Origin of the sequence: Stenotrophomonas thermophila (assembly GCF_001499715.1) — a bacterium.
GTDB classification, from domain to species: domain Bacteria; phylum Pseudomonadota; class Gammaproteobacteria; order Xanthomonadales; family Xanthomonadaceae; genus Stenotrophomonas; species Stenotrophomonas hibiscicola.
Genome location: NZ_CVIW01000019.1, coordinates 1 through 16,291 on the forward strand (window position 1 = coordinate 1; position 16,291 = coordinate 16,291).

At 67.7% G+C, this 16,291-nt stretch carries 12 protein-coding genes; 7 read left to right on the plus strand and 5 right to left on the minus strand.

Annotation, left to right across the window (positions count from 1 at the left end):
* Nucleotides 1-117 precede the first annotated feature (117 nt).
* Nucleotides 118-5,025 carry an alpha-2-macroglobulin family protein gene (locus BN1263_RS10205; protein ID WP_058980959.1) on the plus strand — a complete coding sequence of 1,636 codons (4,908 nt, stop codon included), beginning with the start codon at nt 118-120 and terminating at the stop codon, nt 5,023-5,025.
* Nucleotides 5,026-5,089: 64 nt separating this feature from the next.
* A complete protein-coding gene (gene pbpC, locus BN1263_RS10210) occupies nt 5,090-7,471 on the plus strand; it encodes a penicillin-binding protein 1C (protein WP_058980961.1) in 2,382 nt (793 codons plus the stop codon).
* Between the two features lie 153 nt (nt 7,472-7,624).
* Here pbpC and BN1263_RS10215 read toward each other — a convergent pair whose 3' ends face one another.
* Together BN1263_RS10215 and BN1263_RS10220 are read right to left on the minus strand one after the other, a co-directional pair.
* Nucleotides 7,625-8,200 carry a ferritin-like domain-containing protein gene (locus BN1263_RS10215; RefSeq protein WP_058980963.1) on the minus strand — a complete coding sequence of 192 codons (576 nt, stop codon included), beginning with the start codon at nt 8,198-8,200 and terminating at the stop codon, nt 7,625-7,627.
* A gap of 29 nt (nt 8,201-8,229) precedes the next feature.
* Nucleotides 8,230-8,712: a peroxiredoxin gene (locus BN1263_RS10220; protein ID WP_005410646.1), complete on the minus strand. Its 483-nt coding sequence runs from the start codon at nt 8,710-8,712 to the stop codon at nt 8,230-8,232.
* A 260-nt stretch (nt 8,713-8,972) separates the two neighbouring features.
* Here BN1263_RS10220 and BN1263_RS10225 point away from each other — a divergent pair, with 260 nt between their 5' ends.
* On the plus strand, nt 8,973-9,866 hold the full coding sequence (locus BN1263_RS10225; protein ID WP_058980965.1) for a DnaJ C-terminal domain-containing protein: 894 nt from the start codon (nt 8,973-8,975) through the stop codon (nt 9,864-9,866).
* Nucleotides 9,867-9,954: 88 nt separating this feature from the next.
* On the opposite strand, the gene pilH is transcribed toward BN1263_RS10225, so the two are convergent.
* Both pilH and BN1263_RS10235 read right to left on the minus strand, forming a co-directional pair.
* On the minus strand, nt 9,955-10,326 hold the full coding sequence (gene pilH / locus BN1263_RS10230; protein ID WP_005410644.1) for a twitching motility response regulator PilH: 372 nt from the start codon (nt 10,324-10,326) through the stop codon (nt 9,955-9,957).
* 88 nt (nt 10,327-10,414) lie between these two features.
* Nucleotides 10,415-11,440: a YhdH/YhfP family quinone oxidoreductase gene (locus BN1263_RS10235; protein WP_058980968.1), complete on the minus strand. Its 1,026-nt coding sequence runs from the start codon at nt 11,438-11,440 to the stop codon at nt 10,415-10,417.
* A 122-nt stretch (nt 11,441-11,562) separates the two neighbouring features.
* Between BN1263_RS10235 and hflK the strand changes: the two genes are divergently transcribed.
* From hflK to BN1263_RS10255, 4 genes are all read left to right on the plus strand, one after another.
* Entirely contained in the window at nt 11,563-12,696 is a 1,134-nt protein-coding gene (hflK, locus tag BN1263_RS10240) for an FtsH protease activity modulator HflK (RefSeq protein ID WP_005410642.1), read from the plus strand.
* Complete coding sequence (gene hflC / locus BN1263_RS10245; protein ID WP_019660037.1) at nt 12,693-13,556, plus strand: protease modulator HflC; 864 nt, start codon at nt 12,693-12,695, stop codon at nt 13,554-13,556. The genes hflK and hflC overlap by 4 nt, the downstream gene beginning before the upstream one ends.
* Before the next feature lie 67 nt (nt 13,557-13,623).
* Entirely contained in the window at nt 13,624-13,809 is a 186-nt protein-coding gene (locus tag BN1263_RS10250) for a DUF2065 domain-containing protein (protein WP_058980970.1), read from the plus strand.
* Between the two features lie 321 nt (nt 13,810-14,130).
* A complete protein-coding gene (locus tag BN1263_RS10255; protein WP_019660036.1) occupies nt 14,131-15,423 on the plus strand; it encodes an adenylosuccinate synthase in 1,293 nt (430 codons plus the stop codon).
* A 192-nt stretch (nt 15,424-15,615) separates the two neighbouring features.
* On the opposite strand, the gene BN1263_RS10260 is transcribed toward BN1263_RS10255, so the two are convergent.
* The gene (locus tag BN1263_RS10260; protein WP_058980973.1) at nt 15,616-16,290 is read right to left on the minus strand and encodes a M23 family metallopeptidase; all 675 of its coding nucleotides are present in this window, start codon (nt 16,288-16,290) and stop codon (nt 15,616-15,618) included.
* Nucleotide 16,291: the final 1 nt, after the last annotated feature.

Here is a 16,291-nt window from a genome sequence, read left to right on the forward strand (position 1 = left end):
TCCAACCTGCCATGCCGGCCAGCGCCGGCACTGCCCGCACCGGGGCGATTGCCGAATTCGCGTCAACACCTTGACGTGGCCTGCCTATAATGGCCGCCTCGATCAAGGAGTGACGACATGAGCGGTCCGGCACGGCGGAAGCGGTGGGGATGGGCGGCGGCGGTACTGGCAGGAGGCCTGTTGCTGGGCCTGGCCGGCTGCCGCAACGACAGCGGGCAGTTGCCCAAGGCCAGTGGCGAGGCGATCACCACCAAGGCCGAGCAGGTGAAGGAATTCACCCTTCTGCGCGCCTACCCGGACCAGAAGAATGACGGCCTGTCGCTGGCGCTGGAGTTCTCGCGCCCGCTGGTCGGCACCCAGGATTTCGACACGCTGGTGCGCTTCGAGGAGAAGGTCGGCACGGACGACAGCAGCTGGACCCTGTCCGATGACGGCCTGACCCTGCGCTACCCGTTCGTCGAGGCCGGCAAGGAGTTCAGCCTGGTGGTGTCGCCGGACCTGCTGGCCGCCGACGGCAGCCGGCTGGGCAAGGAACTGAAGCAGAAGGTGTTCAGCGGCGAGCTGAAGCCGGTGGTCGGCTTCGCCTCGCAGGGCAGCGTACTACCGGCCAAGGACAGCCGTGGCCTGCCGGTGGTTTCGGTGAACGTGCCGGAGGTTGACGTCGAGTTCCTGCGCGTGCGCGAGAAGGACCTGCCGACCTTCTTCAGCCAGTACCAGCGCGGCGGTCGCCGCGGCAGCTGGGAGCTCAGCAGCGACTACGAGCGCAGCCCGATCAACAAGCTGGCCGAGCCGGTCTACGTCAACCGCTTCATCCTTGGCGGCAAGCAGAACGAGCGGGTGCTGACCTACCTGCCGACCCAGGACATCAAGGAACTGCAGGAGCCGGGCCTGTACTTCGCCCTGCTCAAGCGCACCGGCGACTATGAGGGCGAATTCGATACCGCGTTCTTCTCGGTCAGTGACATCGGCCTGCACACCCGCGCCTACAAGGACAAGCTGTTCGTGCATACCGCCGGTCTCAAGGACGGCGCGCCGCTGAAGGGCATCGACCTGCGCGTGCTCGACGCCAAGGGCGAGGTGGTGCTGAAGGGCAGCACCGATGGCAACGGCAATGCGCTGCTGAACTACACCCTGGATGCCACCCACGTGCTGGTCGCCAGCAGCGGCAAGGACACCAGCTTCCTGCCGTTCAACCAGCCAGCGCTGGACCTGAGCGAATTCGCCGTGGCCGGCCGCGACAACGCGTGGTTCGATGTCTATGCCTGGTCCGGCCGCGACCTGTACCGCCCGGGCGAGACCGTGCGCCTGTCCGCGCTGCTGCGTGACAACGATGGCAAGCCGGTCAAGGCGCAACCGGTGTTCCTGCGCCTGAAGCAGCCCGACGGCAAGACGTTCCGCGAGACCCGCCTGCAGCCGGGTGACCAGGGCTACATCAATTTCGAGCAGGTGATCCCCGCCGAGGCGCCGACCGGGCGCTGGCAGGTCGAGTTCCGCACCGACCCGGCCAGCAAGGAAGCGATCCAGGGCATGACCCTGCGCATCGAGGAGTTCCTGCCCGAGCGCATGAAACTGGACCTGGACAGCGCGCAGAAGACGCTGAAGCCGGGTGAGGACCTGCGCCTGCAGGCCAATGGTGCCTATCTGTACGGGGCACCGGCCGATGGCAACCGCTTCACCGCGCGCATGGCGGTGGCCGCCGAGCAGCAGCCGGTGGAAGGCCTGCCGGGCTACTTCTTCGGTGACCCGACCCTGCAGCTGCCGCGCGAAGCCAAGGACGTGATCGACACCACGCTGCCGGCCAACGGCCAGCTGCGCGAGGACGTGGCATTGCCGGAAGAGGCGGCCAAGGCCAAGGCACCGATTGCCGTGGTGCTGTCCGGCAGCCTGTATGAAACCGGTGGCCGCACGGTCACCCGTACCCTGAAACGGGTGATGTGGCCGGCCAATGCGCTGGTCGGCGTGCGCCCGCTGTTCAACCCCGAGGACGGTGCCGACTCCAACGGCAACGCGCGCTTCGAGCTGATGCGCGTGGATGCCACCGGCGCGCCGCAGCCGGCCAAGGGCCTGAAGATCACCCTGGTGCGGGAACTGCGCGACTACCACTGGACCTTCAACGACAACCGTTGGGACTACGATTTCACCCGCCGTTTCGAGAACAAGGAAACGCGCACCGTCGATGCCGGCGGCAGCGCGGTCGCCTTCGATTTCCCGGTGGAGTGGGGCGAGTACCGCGTGGACGTGTTCGATCCGTCCACCGGCCTGACCAGCCGCTACCCGTTCCGCGCCGGCTGGAGCTGGGGCGATGACAACCGCGGCCTGGACGCGCGCCCGGACAAGATCAAGCTGGGCCTGGACAAGACCGGCTACAAGGCCGGCGACACCCTGGAAGTGACGGTGACCCCGCCGCATGCCGGCAAGGGCATCCTGATGGTCGAGACCGACCGCATGCTGTACGTGCAGGGCATCGACGCCAAGCCGGGTTCGACCTTCAAGATTCCGGTCACCGCTGACTGGGAACGCCACGACGTCTACATCACCGCGCTGGTGTTCCGTGGCGGCAGTGCGCCGAGCAAGATCACTCCGGCCCGTGCCGTGGGCGTGGTGCATGTGCCGATGGACCGCAAGGGCCGCACCGTGGCCGTCGGCCTGGCCGCGCCCAAGCAGATGCGCCCGGAGCAGGACCTGCCGGTGACGGTCAGCGCACCACAGTTGGCCGGCAAGATGGCGCACGTCACCGTCTCGGCGGTGGACGTGGGCATCCTCAACATCACCCGCTTCCCGGTGCCCGACGCCGGTGCGCACTTCTTCGCCCAGCGTCGCCTCGGCATCGATGCCTACGACATCTACAGCCGGGTGATCGAGAGCTTCGACGGCAGCAGCGGCAAGCTGAAGTTCGGTGGCGACATGGCGCTGCAGGCGTTGCCGCAGGCCAAGCGCCCGACTGCGCGCGTGCAGACCGTGGACCTGTTCTCCGGCCCGGTGCAGCTCGATGCCAAGGGCATCGCCCGCATCCGCCTGAAGGTGCCGGACTTCAACGGTACCCTGCGGGTGTCGGCACTGGTCTACAGCGATGACCAGTACGGCAAGCGCGACGTGGAAACCGTTGTGCGCGCGCCGATCCTGGCTGAAGCCAGCATGCCGCGCGTGCTCGCTCCGGGCGACCGCAGCACCGTGACCCTGGATGTGCAGAACTTCACCGGCAAGTCGGGCCAGTTCAACGTGAAGGTGGAAAGCGAGGGCCCGCTGAACCTGGGCGAGGGCAGCCGCAGCGTGCAGTTGAATGCCGACGCCAAGACCACGTTGAGCTTCCCGCTTTCGGCACGCGAGGGCCACAGCGTGGCCAAGGTGCGGGTGCGGGTGGACGGCAACGGCTTCAAGGCCGATCGCCGTTACGACCTGCCGGTGCGTGCGGCGTGGCCGCAGGTGCTGCGTTCGCAGGTGCGTACGCTCGATCCGCTGGCGGCGGTCAGCCTCGACAACAGCCTGACCGATGGCCTGATGTCGGAGTCGGTCAATGCCCGCCTGCTGGTCAGCCCGCTGCCGCCGATTCCGTTCGCTAGTGCACTGCAGGGCGCGCTGAACTACCCCTACGGCTGTGCCGAGCAGACCACCAGCAAGGGTTACGCGGCGCTGATCCTGGACCAGGCGACGTCGTCGATGCTCGGTGCCGACGGCCTGGATGCCAAGACCCGTCGCGAGCGCATGGAAGGTGCGTTCGGTCGCCTGGCGTCGATGCAGGTGGCCAACGGCAACTTCTCGATGTGGGGTGACGACGGCTACGTGAACCCGTGGCTGACCCCGTACATCACCGAGTTCCTGCTCGACGCCAAGGATGCCGGTTTCGCGGTGCCCGATAACGTGCTGCAGAAGGCGCTCAACCGGCTTAGCGAGGACCTGCTGTCCGGCGGCAACCAGTTCTACGGGCAGGACGACCGCGAGAAGCTGAAGTTCGCCAACCAGGCCTATTCGGGCTACGTGCTGGCCCGGGTCAACCGTGCACCGCTCGGTACCCTGCGCACGCTGTACGACAACGAGCGCAGCAAGGCGGTGGGCGGCCTGTCGCTGGTCCACCTGGGCGTGGCGCTGTCACTGCAGGGCGATGCCAAGCGTGGCCAGGCCGCGCTGGCGGCGGCCTTTGCCAAGTCCAGCAGCGAGCGCCCCTCGTACTTCGGCGACTACGGCAGTGCGATCCGTGATGACGCGCTGATGATCGCGCTGACCCACGAAAACAAGCTGGCCAAGCCGGCCTGGGATGCACGTGCGGTTGACCTCGGCCGCGGCCTGGATGCGCGCCGCAATGCCGGCTGGATGTGGCTGAGCACGCAGGAACAGGTGGCGATTGCACGTCTCGGCAAGGCGCTCGCCGCCAACCAGAAGGCGCTGGTGGCCGGTGAACTGGTGATCGGTGGCAACAGCGAAGCCATCGGCGAGCGCAAGCTGTTCGGCCGCAACTTCAGCGCCAGTGAGCTGGCCAGCGGTGTGCGCTTCACTCCGCAGGGGCAGCCGCCGATGTTCGCCAGCATCGACGTGGCCGGCATCCCGCGCAGCGCACCGGCGCCGGACAACAGCGTGCTGGGTATTGAACGGAGCTACTTCGGTACCGATGGCAAACCGTGGTCGCCGCGACCGCTGAAGGAAGGCGAAGCACTGATCGTGCGCGTCACCGTCACCGCCGACACCACGATGCCCGATGCGCTGCTGACCGACCTGCTGCCGGCGGGCCTGGAGATCGAGAACTTCAACCTGGGCGACGCCAAGCAGTGGGCCGATGTGGTGGTCGATGGCATCACCATCAGCGACCGCGGTGAAGCGGCCGATACCAAGCACGAAGAGTTCCGCGACGACCGCTATGTGGCCGCGCTGAAGCTCTCGCGTGGCAGCAAGGCCAACGTGTTCTACCTGGTGCGCGCGGTGACCCCGGGTACCTACTCGGTGCCGCCACCGCTGGTGGAGGACATGTACCGGCCGCAGCTGCGTGGCGTTGGCCGCAGCAACCCGACCACGATCACGGTGGTGCAGCCTTGATCCCACGGATGGGCCGCGACGGCGCGGCCCGTCCAGCTGGCAAGCTCCAATGCGGCACGCTGCAATGACGAACAGGATGACGACCCGGCTGGCAGCCCTGCGCCGCCGGCTGCAGCCTCTGTGGCCGTGGCTGCGCTGGGGCATGGCCGCCACGCTGGCGCTGCTGCTGGTGCTGGATTTCGCCTTCCCGCCCCCGCTGCCGAAGCAGCGCGAAACCAGCACTCTGGTGGTGGCCGCCGACGGCACGCCACTGCGTGCGTTCGCCGATGCCGAGGGCGTGTGGCGTTATCCTGCCTCGATCGACAGCGTCTCGCCGCTGTACCTGCAGGCGTTGCTGACCTACGAAGACCGCTGGTTCTGGCGCCATCCGGGGATCAACCCGGTGGCGATGCTGCGTGCCAGCGGCCAGCTGCTGCGCGGCGGCCGCATCGTGTCCGGCGGTTCGACCCTGACCATGCAGGTGGCGCGCATTCTCGACCCGCACTCGCGCACGCCTTGGGGCAAACTCAAGCAGATGCTGCGCGCGGTGCAGCTGGAAGTGCACCTGAGCAAGCAGCAGATCCTGGCCCTGTATCTGGAGCGCGCGCCCTACGGCGGCACCATCGAAGGCGTGGAAGCGGCCAGCTGGGCCTATCTGGGCAAGCCGGCGGCGCAGCTGTCACATGCCGAGGCCGCGTTGCTGGCGGTGCTGCCGCAGGCGCCGAGCCGGCTGCGCCCGGACCGCCACCCGGAAGCGGCACAGAAGGCACGCGACAAGGTGTTGTCACGCATGGCCGAGCTGGGCGCGTGGACAGCCGAAGAGGTGGACGATGCGCGCATCGAGAACGTGGTGGCGCGCTCGCTGCGGCCGCCGCTGCACGCCGCGTTGCTGGCGCAGCGCCTGCATTCGGCGCATCCGGGCCGGGCACGCATCCAGAGCAGCATCGACATCGGCCTGCAGCGCACGCTGGAGGAACGCGTGGCCAGCTATTTCTCGACGCTGCCCGAGCGCACCTCGGCCGCGCTGCTGGTGGTCGACAACCAGACCCTGCAGGCGCGTGCCTATGTCGGCACCCTGTCCTTCGGCGACCGCCAGCGGCTCGGCCACGTGGACATGGTGCAGGCTTGGCGCTCGCCGGGCTCCACGCTCAAGCCGTTCCTTTATGCGATGGCGCTGGATGATGGCCTGATCCATTCGGAAAGCCTGCTGGTCGATGCGCCGCAGAGTTTCGGCAGCTACCGCCCCGGCAACTTCGACATGGCCTTCAACGGGCCGATCGGCGCGTCAAGCGCTTTGCGGTTGTCACTGAACGTGCCCTCGGTGGACCTGCTGCAGCGGGTCGGCGCCGCGCGCTTCGCTGCACGTCTGTCGCACGCGGGCATCCAGCTGCGTTTCCCGCCAGGCAGTACGCCCAATCTGTCGCTGATCCTGGGCGGCACCGGCGCGCGGCTGGAAGACCTGGTCGGCGCATTCGCTGCACTCAACCGCAATGGCATCGCCGGGCGCGTGCGCTACACCGATGACGAGCCGATGATCGAGCGGCGCCTGGCCTCGCCGGGTGCCAGCTGGATCGTGCGCGAGATGCTGGAATCGAATCCGCGGCCGGGGTACAGCGTCGGGACGTTCGATGTCGGTGGCCGCCCGCGCGTGGCGTGGAAGACCGGCACCAGCTACGGGTACCGCGATGCGTGGGCGATCGGCAGTACCCGCCACTACACCGTGGGCGTGTGGGTGGGCCGGCCGGACGGCACACCGCTACCGGGCCAGTACGGCGCGGTGACCGCGCTGCCGCTGATGTTCGAGGTGGTGGACAGCCTGCCGCGCCAGCGCGGTGATTCGGCGGCCGCGCCGATGCCGGCCAGTGTCAGCCAGGAAGATGTCTGCTGGCCCACCGGCGAACGTGCCGAGGGGCTGCCCACGGCACTCTGCCAGCGCAGGATGCCGGCTTACCTGCTTGATGGCGCCGCACCGCCGACCTTCCCCGAGCGCGAAGCACGGCGCTGGCAACCGGGTCGGCAGCGCTACCTTGCCGATGCGCGTACCGGTCTGCGCGTGTCAGCCGATTGCCGCTTGCCGCACGAAGAAGTAGCGCGCGAGATCGCGCGCTGGCCAGCGTTGCTGTCGCCATGGCTGTCCAAGGCCACGCGCGAAGCCTCGCAGCTGCCGGCGCTGTCGCCGGACTGCCGTGATGATGGCCGCGAGGCCAGCGTTGCGCTACACATCGATGGGCTCAACGATGGCGCCACGCTGGCGCGCGCGCCGAATTCGGAACATGGCGTACGCCTGCAGCTGCGCGCGCTGGGCAGCGAGCAGGCGGTGGAGTGGCTGCTGGATGGACGCTGGATTGCGCAGACCCACGGCGCGCAGCTGATGCAGCGAGAGTTCGCCGAACCCGGCACGCACACCCTGACCGCGTTGGCAGCCGACGGCGCCTGGACGCAGGTGCGGTTCAACGTCCTGCGCTAGATGCCGACCTAGGATGGCACTTCCCGCATGTTGTCACGCTGCTGTAGAGCCGAGCCCATGCTCGGCTGCTCCTGCGACGTGCGTGCCGCGGTCAGCCGAGCATGGGCTCGGCTCTACAACGTCGTAGATGGCAGCGATCGCGTGGCGTAGCGACTACTCCCCGATCCACCCATCCAGCAGGTCGGCGAACTCGTCGGCGTGCTCTTCTTCCTGCGCCAGGATCTCTTCAAGGATGCGCTTGGTGGTGGTATCGCGGTCACCGATGAAGTTGATCATCTCGCGATAGCTGTCGATGGCGATGCGCTCGGCCACCAGGTTCTCGCGCACCATGTCGCGCAGGTCGCTGCCTTCCTTGTATTCGGCGTGCGAACGCGCGGTCAGCGTATCCGGGTTGAGATCCGGCTCGCCGCCCAGCTGGACGATGCGCTCGGCCAGCTTGCCGGCATGCGCCTGCTCCTGCTGTGCATGCTCGAGGAACTCGGCTTTCACCGCGTCGGCCAGCATGCCCTTGGCCATGAAGTAGTGCCGGTAGTAGCGCAGAACGCAGACGTACTCGGTGGCCAGTGCGTCGTTGAGCAGCTTGATCACTGCCTCGCGGTCGGCATTGTAGCTGTCGGTGATCGCACCATCTTCGATGTTGCGCCGGGCGCGTTCGCGCAGGGTCTTGCGGTCGCTGATGCCGGCAATTTCCGCGGCGGGCTTGCTGGCTTTGGCTGGCTGCGTGGACATGGCTGGCCGTTTCCTTCTGCGGTGGGGAATCAGGTGGGGAGATGCTCCAGCACGTACTCGGCCGAAGACACTTCGAACTGGCCGGGCTGTTCAACCCAGGCCTCTCGAACTACGCCGTCGTCGACGTACAGGGCAAAACGACGCGAGCGGATTCCCATGCCCGACGCGCTCGCATCAAGCTCCAGACCCAAGGCGCGGGTCAGCTCGGCATTGCCGTCGGACAGCATCAGAAGGCCGTCGGGCACGCTCTGGTCGGCGGCCCAGGCCTTCATCACGAATGGGTCGTTGACGGCCATGCAGTAGACGTCGATGCCGCGCTGGCGGAAGGCCTCGAACTTTTCGACGTAGCCGGGAAGGTGACGCGCCGAGCACGTCGGGGTGAACGCGCCGGGCACGGCGAACAGCACCACCTTGCGCGCATCGAACAGCGAATGCGTGTCGAGTGTTTCGATGCCCTCACGGATGCGCTTGAGGGTCACTTCCGGGATGCGGTCGCCGACATGGATGGTCATGGGAACTCCTTGCTGGGGCAGGCTAGTGGGCCGGATGGGACAGGGGCGTCAAGACATTGGAAACCCGGTGTGCAGGCCCCATCTTCACGTTTTGCGGCGAGGCCTTCCAGCCACAGCGTGACGCATGGGGATGGCAACCGCATTGCGCAGGATCAGTCGGCCTCACCGGGGCCGCACGAGGGGCGGCGTAGCCTCGCAGGCGCGTAGAATGAACCCGGGGCGGCGCCACCGGCGCGGCCGAAGCGAATCGAGGTAGCTGGATGGAATTCAAGGATTACTACGCCACCCTGGGGGTGGAACCGAGCGCGGGCGAGGCGGAGATCAAGACCGCCTACCGCCGGCTGGCACGCAAGTACCACCCGGACGTCAGCAAGGAGGCTGGGGCCGAAGACAAGTTCAAGGCGGTCAACGAGGCCTACGAGGCGCTGCGTGATCCGGAAAAGCGCGCGGCCTACGACCAGCTGCGCGCGCAGGGCTATCGCCCGGGCGAGGAGTTCAACGTGCCGCCGAACTACGGCGGCGCCGGTGGTTTCAATTTCGAGGAAGTGTTCGGCGGCGGCGGCCCCAACGGCGGCTTCAGCGACTTCTTCGAAAGCCTGTTCGCGCGCCAGCGCGGTGGAGCGGGCGCGGGGGCCGGTCCGGGCTTCAGCAGCCAGGGCCATGCGCCCAACCGCGATACCCGCGCCAAGCTGTCGGTGCCACTGGAAGCGGCCTACAGCGGCGACAGCCTGCGCATCACCGTCAACGGCAAGCAGCTGGACGTGCGCGTGCCCAAGGGCATCCGCCCGGGCCAGGTGATCCGCTTGGCAGGGCAGGGCAACCATGGCGGCAATCTGCTGCTGGAGGTGGAATACGCCGCCCACCCGCAGTTCGAGGTCGATGGTCGCAACATCCTCTATACGCTGCCGCTCACGCCGTGGCAGGCCGCGCTGGGCACCAGCATCAGCGTGCCGACCCTGGGTGGTGCGGTGGAACTCAAGATTCCGGCCGATTCCGATGCCGGCCGCAAGCTGCGCCTGCGCGGGCGTGGCCTGCCGGGCAACCCGGATGGCGACCAGATCGTCGAGATCGAGATCTTGGCCCCGGCTGCGACCGATGAGGCGCAGAAGAAGGCGTACCGCAATCTGGCCAAGGCGTTCGGCGAGACCATTTGAAGGTGGTGCCGGCCGCTGGCCGGCAACTTCATTGCCCTGGACGGTGATGCGTGATTGCCGGCCAGCGGCCGGCACTACCGCGCGCGTCTCAGCCCTGGCCCGCGAACACGCGCTCCAGCACCTCGGACAGCTCGTCCTCCGAGAACGGCTTGGTGATGTAGGCCTTGGCGCCCTGGCGCATGCCCCACATGCGGTCGGTGTCCTGGTCCTTGGTGGTCACCAGGATCACCGGGATATGCCGGGTCGCCTCGTCGCGGGCGAGGGTACGGGTGGCCTGGAAGCCGTTGAGGTTGGGCATCACCACGTCCATCAGGACCAGGTCGGGCAGCTCGGCCTTGGCGGTTTCGACCCCGGCGGCGCCATCGGTGGCGGTCAGGATCTGGTGCCCGAGCTTCTCGACGATGCGCTGTATCCCCAACAGCTGCGACGGTGAGTCGTCGACGATCAGAATGCGTGCCATGTTGTTCCCCATGTAATGCCCGCAGTGTAGTGCGGGCCCATTACCGGCGGGAGGGCCGCGTCTGCCGTCCGTCGCCTGCCTGCGACGTTCAGTCGATCCGCACCACGGTGCGACCCAGCGAACCGCCCGCCAGCATCCGTTCGAATACGGCAGGAAGGCCATCGAGGCCGACTTCGGCGGTGCAGATGCGGTCCAGGTGCTGCGGCTTCCAGTCACTACCCAGCCGCGACCACACTTCCTCACGCAGTCCGCGTGGCGCATTGGCCGAGGACACGCCCAGCAGCGAGACACCGCGCAGGATGAACGGCATCACCGTCATGTCCAGCGCCGGACTGGCTGCCAGGCCGGCACTGACCACGCTGCCGTAGGGCACGGTCTGCGCCAGCAGGCTGGCCAGCATGTCGCCTCCGGCATTATCGAGGCCGCCCCCGAAGCGGGCCGACTGCAGCGCGCCGGTGTCGGCCAGCGCGTCGCGCGGCAGTACCTCGGTGGCGCCGATGCTGCGCAGGAATCCTGCCTGGTCCGGCTTGCCGCTGACCGCGTGCACGCTGTAGCCGGCACGGCTGAAGATGGACAGCGCCAGCGCACCGACACCGCCGCTGGCACCAGTGACCGCCAGCGGGCCGAGTTCCGGGGTCTGCCGGTTGTCCTGCATGCGCAGCAGGGCCAGCGCCGCAGTGAAGCCGGCGGTGCCCAGCACCATCGCCTCGCGTGGGGTCAGCCCGGCCGGCTGGGCGATCACCGCGCGCGATTCCAGCCGCACGTACTGGCTGTAGCCGCCGTCGCGGGTCTCGCTGAGGCCGCAGCCGGTGGCCAGCACCGCGTCGCCTTCACGCCAGTCCGGGTCGGTGCTGGCGACCACGGTGCCGGCCACATCGATGCCGCCCACCAGCGGGAAGCGGCGCAGGATCTTCCCTTTTCCAGTACCGGCCAGCGCGTCCTTGTAGTTGACCGAGGACCAGTGGGCGCGGATCAGCACCTGGCCGGGGTTGAGGTCGTCGACCCCGAGCCGGACCAGGCCGCTGCGATAGCCGGCGTCGTCGTTTTCGATGCGGAAGGCGGTGAACGGGGTGTGGGGGCCATCGGCGTTGCCTGACTTCGAGGAAAACGCCACCTTACCCCGTTGCCCCCCTTTCGATCCTGCCGATCCGCCCCATCTTGTATGATCGGTGATGGTTTCACGGCTGGCGGTGCGGGAAGGGCCCGCGCCGCAGCCCACATCTTGATGGAGCGTGCATGGCCTGGAATACACCCGGCGGCAACAAGGGCGGACAAGGCCCCGAGGACAATCGACGCGGGCCGTTCGGGTCACGCGGCGGTGGCAATGGTGGTGGCTGGGGCGGTTTGCCCGGGCCGCTGAAGGACCTGTTCGACGGCGGCATCGTGCGTTGGGTGGTGGCAGCCGTGGTGCTGCTGGTGCTGTTCTCCAGCTTCCAGCTGATCGGCGAACAGCAGCGCGGTGTGGTGCTGCGCTTCGGCCAGTTCTCGCGCATCCTGCAGCCCGGCCCGAACTTCAAGCTGCCCTGGCCGATCGAATCGGTCACCAAGGTCAATGCCACCGAGATCAAGACGTTCTCGATCCAGGTGCCGGTGCTGACCCGCGACGAGAACATCGTCAACGTCTCGCTGAACGTCCAGTACCGCATCGACGACCCGCAGCAATACCTGTTCGGCACCGTGGATGCCAACCAGGTGCTGGAGCAGTCGGCGCAGAGCGCCGTGCGCGAGGAAGTTGGCCGCGCCGACCTCAACGCCGTGCTGAACAACCGTGGTCCGCTGGCCGTCGCCGCCGAGGAGCGCCTGCAGGCGCTGCTGAAGGCGTTCAAGACCGGCCTGACCGTGACCGGCCTGACCCTGCAGGACGCCCGTCCGCCGGAGGAAGTGAAGCCGGCCTTCGACGAGGTCAACGGTGCCCAGCAGGTCAAGGAACGCCTGATCAACGAGGCCCAGGCCTATGCCGCCAAGGTCGTGCCGGAAGCCCGGGGCCAGGCCTCGCGCGCCCGTACCACTGCCGAAGGCTACAAGCAGGCCGTGGTGTCCAAGGCCGAGGGTGACGCGCAGCGCTTCAGCCTGTTGCAGGCCCAGTACAAGGACGCTCCGGAAGTGACCCGCAAGCGTCTGTGGCTGGAGACCGTGCAGCAGGTGCTGAGCGAGAACCGCAAGGTGATCGGTGGCGATGGCCGCCAGCTGATCTACGTGCCGATGACCGGCGATACCCGTCCGAGCACGTCGGCTCCGGCCGCAGTGGCCAACCCGGACGTGGTGATGCCGTCGCTGCCGGGTGCAGCGGCGGAAGCTTCCCGTGATCCGGGCCGGCCGGTGGGCCGCCCGACCGGGCGACCGAGCGGCCGTGAGGAGGGCAGCCGATGAAGAGTCCTATCTGGATCGCCGTGATCGTGGCGGTGGTGCTGGGCCTGCTCGGCTCGGTGTACGTGGTCCGTGAGGACCAGACCGCCATGGTGCTGAACCTGGGCAAGGTGGTGCGTTCGGACATCAAACCGGGCCTGCACTTCAAGGTGCCGGTGGTGGAAACGGTGAAGGTCTTCGACCGCCGCTTCCAGGTGCTCGACACTGCGCCGGCGCGCTACTTCACCGCCGAGCAGAAGGACGTCAGCGTCGACTTCTTCGCCATCGGCTACATCTCCAACGTGGGTGACTACTTCCGTGCCACCGGCGGCGACCCGCGTGTGGCCAACGCCCGCTTGGCGCCGATCATCACCGACTCGCTGCGCAACCAGATCAACTCGCGCACCCTGCAGCAGCTGGTGTCCGGCGACCGCAGCGAGCTGATCGCCGAGCAGCTGAAGGGCATCAACGAAGCGGTGGCTGGCCTGGGCATGCAGATGATCGACCTGCGCATCAAGCAGGTGGACCTGCCGACCGACAGCCAGGTGATCAACGACGTGTACGAGCGCATGCGCGCCCAGCGCAAGCAGGAAGCGGCCAAGCTGCGTGCGGAGGGCGAGGAGCAGTCGCTGACCATCCGTGCCCAGGCCGACCGCGACAGCACCGTGCTGATCGCCGAGGCCGAGCGTGATGCGCAGCGCCTGCGCGGTGAAGGCGATGCCGAGGCGGCCCGCATCTATGGCAAGGCCGGCTCGGCCGATCCGTCGTTCTATGCCTTCTACCGCAGCCTGGAGGCCTACCGTGGCTCCATGACCGACGGCAATGGCGTGATCGTGCTCGACAAGAACGACCCGTTCCTGCAGTACCTGAAGAACGACCGCTGAGGTCGCAGGGCAGTACCCCACGGGGCCCGGCCAGACGCCGGGCCCCGTGCTTTTTCCGGAGTTCCCGATGAAAGATCTGTTCGCCGCCGTCTGCCTGGTCGCGGTGCTCGAAGGCCTGCTCCTGTTCGTGGCGCCGTTCGCCTGGAAGCGCATGGCCGAACGCCTGCTGGACCTGCCCAGCCCGGCCCTGCGCAGCTTCGGCGGGCTGGTGCTGCTGGCCGGCCTGAGCCTGCTGTGGTGGGTGCGGCATTGAAAGGGTAGTGCCGGCCGCTGGCCGGCATCCTGGGATTGCCGGCCAGCGGCCGGCACTACCGGGCGGGGCCTGAGCGGCCGGCACGACCGGGCGGGGCGGCTGACCGGCCGGTGAAGCCGTCCGTCGGAAAGGTGGCACCCGACCCCGGAAACCCGGATAATGCACAAAAGCCGGACGGGCCTCCCCGTTCGGCTTTTTCCGTGTCTGGGCCTTCCATCGCCGGCCGCTCCCCGTTTGGAGCCGCCCTCCAGGTGCTGGCCAGCCCCGCCACGGTTTACCCGTCCGCGGCCCCGATGGCCGCTACAAATCGAGGAGCCCGTCATGGGTCAGTCTGTCGTAGTGTTGGGTGCCCAATGGGGCGATGAAGGCAAGGGCAAGATCGTCGATCTGCTCACTGAGGAAATCGGCGCCGTCGTGCGCTTCCAGGGCGGCCACAATGCAGGCCACACCCTGGTCATCAACGGCAAGAAGACCGTCCTGCACCTGATCCCGTCGGGCATCCTGCGTGACGACGCGCTGTGCCTGATCGGCAATGGCGTGGTGATCTCGCCGGCCGCGCTGCAGAAGGAAATCGCCGAGCTGGAAGGCTCCGGTGTGGAAGTGCGTTCGCGCCTGAAGATCTCCCCGGCCGCGCCGCTGATCATGCCGTACCACATCGCCCTGGACCAGGCGCGCGAGCGCGCTGCCGGTGGCAAGGCAATCGGCACCACCGGCCGTGGCATCGGCCCGGCCTACGAAGACAAGGTGGCGCGCCGCGGCATCCGCATCGCCGACCTGCACTACCCGAAGCAGCTGGAAGAACTGCTGCGCACTGCGCTGGACTACCACAACTTCGTGCTGACCAAGTATCTGAACACCGATGCGGTCGACTTCCAGAAGACCTTCGACGAGGCGCTGGCCTTCGGCGAATACGTGCAGCCGATGAAGTCCGACGTGGCCGGCATCCTGCACGACCTGCGCAAGCAGGGTAAGCGCGTGCTGTTCGAAGGCGCGCAGGGTGCGCTGCTGGACATCGATCATGGCACCTACCCGTACGTCACCAGCTCCAACACCACCGTCGGTGGTGCGCTGGCCGGTTCCGGCGTCGGCGCCGATTCGATCGACTACGTGCTGGGCATTGCCAAGGCGTACGCCACCCGCGTCGGCGGCGGCCCGTTCCCGACCGAACTGGACGACGAAGTCGGCCAGGGCATCCGTGACCGCGGCGCCGAGTACGGCGCTTCGACCGGCCGCCCGCGTCGCTGCGGCTGGATGGACATCGTCGCGCTGAAGCGCGCCGTGGCCATCAACGGCATCAGCGGCCTGTGCATCACCAAGCTGGACGTGCTGGACGGCATGGAAAAGCTGAAGGTCTGCATCGCCTACGAATACAACGGCAAGCGCACCGAGTACGCGCCGCTGGACGCGCAGGGCTGGGAAGAATGCACCCCGGTGTACCTGGAGTTCCCGGGCTGGAGCGAGAACACCCACGGCATCACCCAGTGGGACGACCTGCCGCCGGCCGCACGCGCCTACCTGCGTTCGCTGGAAGAGCTGGCCGGCTGCCCGATCAGCATCGTCTCCACCGGCCCGGACCGCGACCACACGATGGTGCTGCAGGATCCGTTCGCCTGAGTGAGAGACCGGTAGCGCCGGGCCATGCCTGGCACCGCTGCAAGAAGAAGCCCCGCGAAAGCGGGGCTTCTTCGTTACCGTGCGGGCAGGCCAGCGGGGAAGCGACGCGACGCGATGATCAGGATGCCAGCGTGAAAGGCGAGACGGTTCTGTTCGTGCTGATCCCAGGGGCTGCCTTGGCGGTGTTCACCTTCACCTTGCGGCGCTGGCAGCGCCGGCCGGCGAAGCAGACGGCTTCAGCAACGGGTACGGGTTGATGGATTCGCCCTTCCACCACTGTTTTTCCGGTCCCAGCACGTGCACCTCGAAGTGCAGGTGCGGCGCGTCGGCGCTGGCGTTACCGGTGCTGCCGACGTAGCCGATCACCTCCCCGCGCTTGATCACCTTCTTTTCCGCCAGCCCATCGGCATAGCGTTGCAGGTGGGCGTAGTAGTAGCACCAGCGTCCGCTGGGTTCGAACTGGTAGATCGTCAGGCCACCGCGCTCGCTGTCGAACAGCTTTTCCACGGTGCCATCAGCCACGGCCAGCACCGGCGTACCGGCGTCGGCCATGATGTCGATGGCATCGTGTACGCGCCCTTCGCTGCGTGCATCGGTGAAGGTGTCGCGCAGCTGCGAGGCTTCGATGCCCTGTACGGGCAGCAACAGGCCGGTTGGCGTGCCGCTCGCGTTGGCCGACGGTGCCACCGATGCGGAAGGCGCTGCATCCACCTGCGGAGCTGCAGGCGCCTTCACCGGCGTTGCAGCCACTGTGGGTTGCGGGGCAGGCTGGGCAACGGCCACCGGTTGAGCCACATCCCGGCGCAACCACCAACCTGCACCCAGGCCCAGCAGCACGCCCAGCACAATCAGCTGCGAAAGACGCATC

Excerpts from the sequence above, each read along its gene's own strand:
- BN1263_RS10255 (WP_019660036.1), top strand. The coding sequence starts at position 14,131 with ATGGGTCAGTCTGTCGTAGTGTTGGGTGCCCAATGGGGCGATGAAGGC.
- pbpC (WP_058980961.1), top strand. The coding sequence starts at position 5,090 with ATGACGAACAGGATGACGACCCGGCTGGCAGCCCTGCGCCGCCGGCTG.
- hflK (WP_005410642.1), top strand. The coding sequence starts at position 11,563 with ATGGCCTGGAATACACCCGGCGGCAACAAGGGCGGACAAGGCCCCGAG.
- BN1263_RS10205 (WP_058980959.1), top strand. The coding sequence starts at position 118 with ATGAGCGGTCCGGCACGGCGGAAGCGGTGGGGATGGGCGGCGGCGGTA.
- pilH (WP_005410644.1), bottom strand. The coding sequence starts at position 10,326 with ATGGCACGCATTCTGATCGTCGACGACTCACCGTCGCAGCTGTTGGGG.
- BN1263_RS10220 (WP_005410646.1), bottom strand. The coding sequence starts at position 8,712 with ATGACCATCCATGTCGGCGACCGCATCCCGGAAGTGACCCTCAAGCGC.
- BN1263_RS10215 (WP_058980963.1), bottom strand. The coding sequence starts at position 8,200 with ATGTCCACGCAGCCAGCCAAAGCCAGCAAGCCCGCCGCGGAAATTGCC.
- BN1263_RS10225 (WP_058980965.1), top strand. The coding sequence starts at position 8,973 with ATGGAATTCAAGGATTACTACGCCACCCTGGGGGTGGAACCGAGCGCG.
- hflC (WP_019660037.1), top strand. The coding sequence starts at position 12,693 with ATGAAGAGTCCTATCTGGATCGCCGTGATCGTGGCGGTGGTGCTGGGC.
- BN1263_RS10250 (WP_058980970.1), top strand. The coding sequence starts at position 13,624 with ATGAAAGATCTGTTCGCCGCCGTCTGCCTGGTCGCGGTGCTCGAAGGC.
- BN1263_RS10260 (WP_058980973.1), bottom strand. The coding sequence starts at position 16,290 with ATGCGTCTTTCGCAGCTGATTGTGCTGGGCGTGCTGCTGGGCCTGGGT.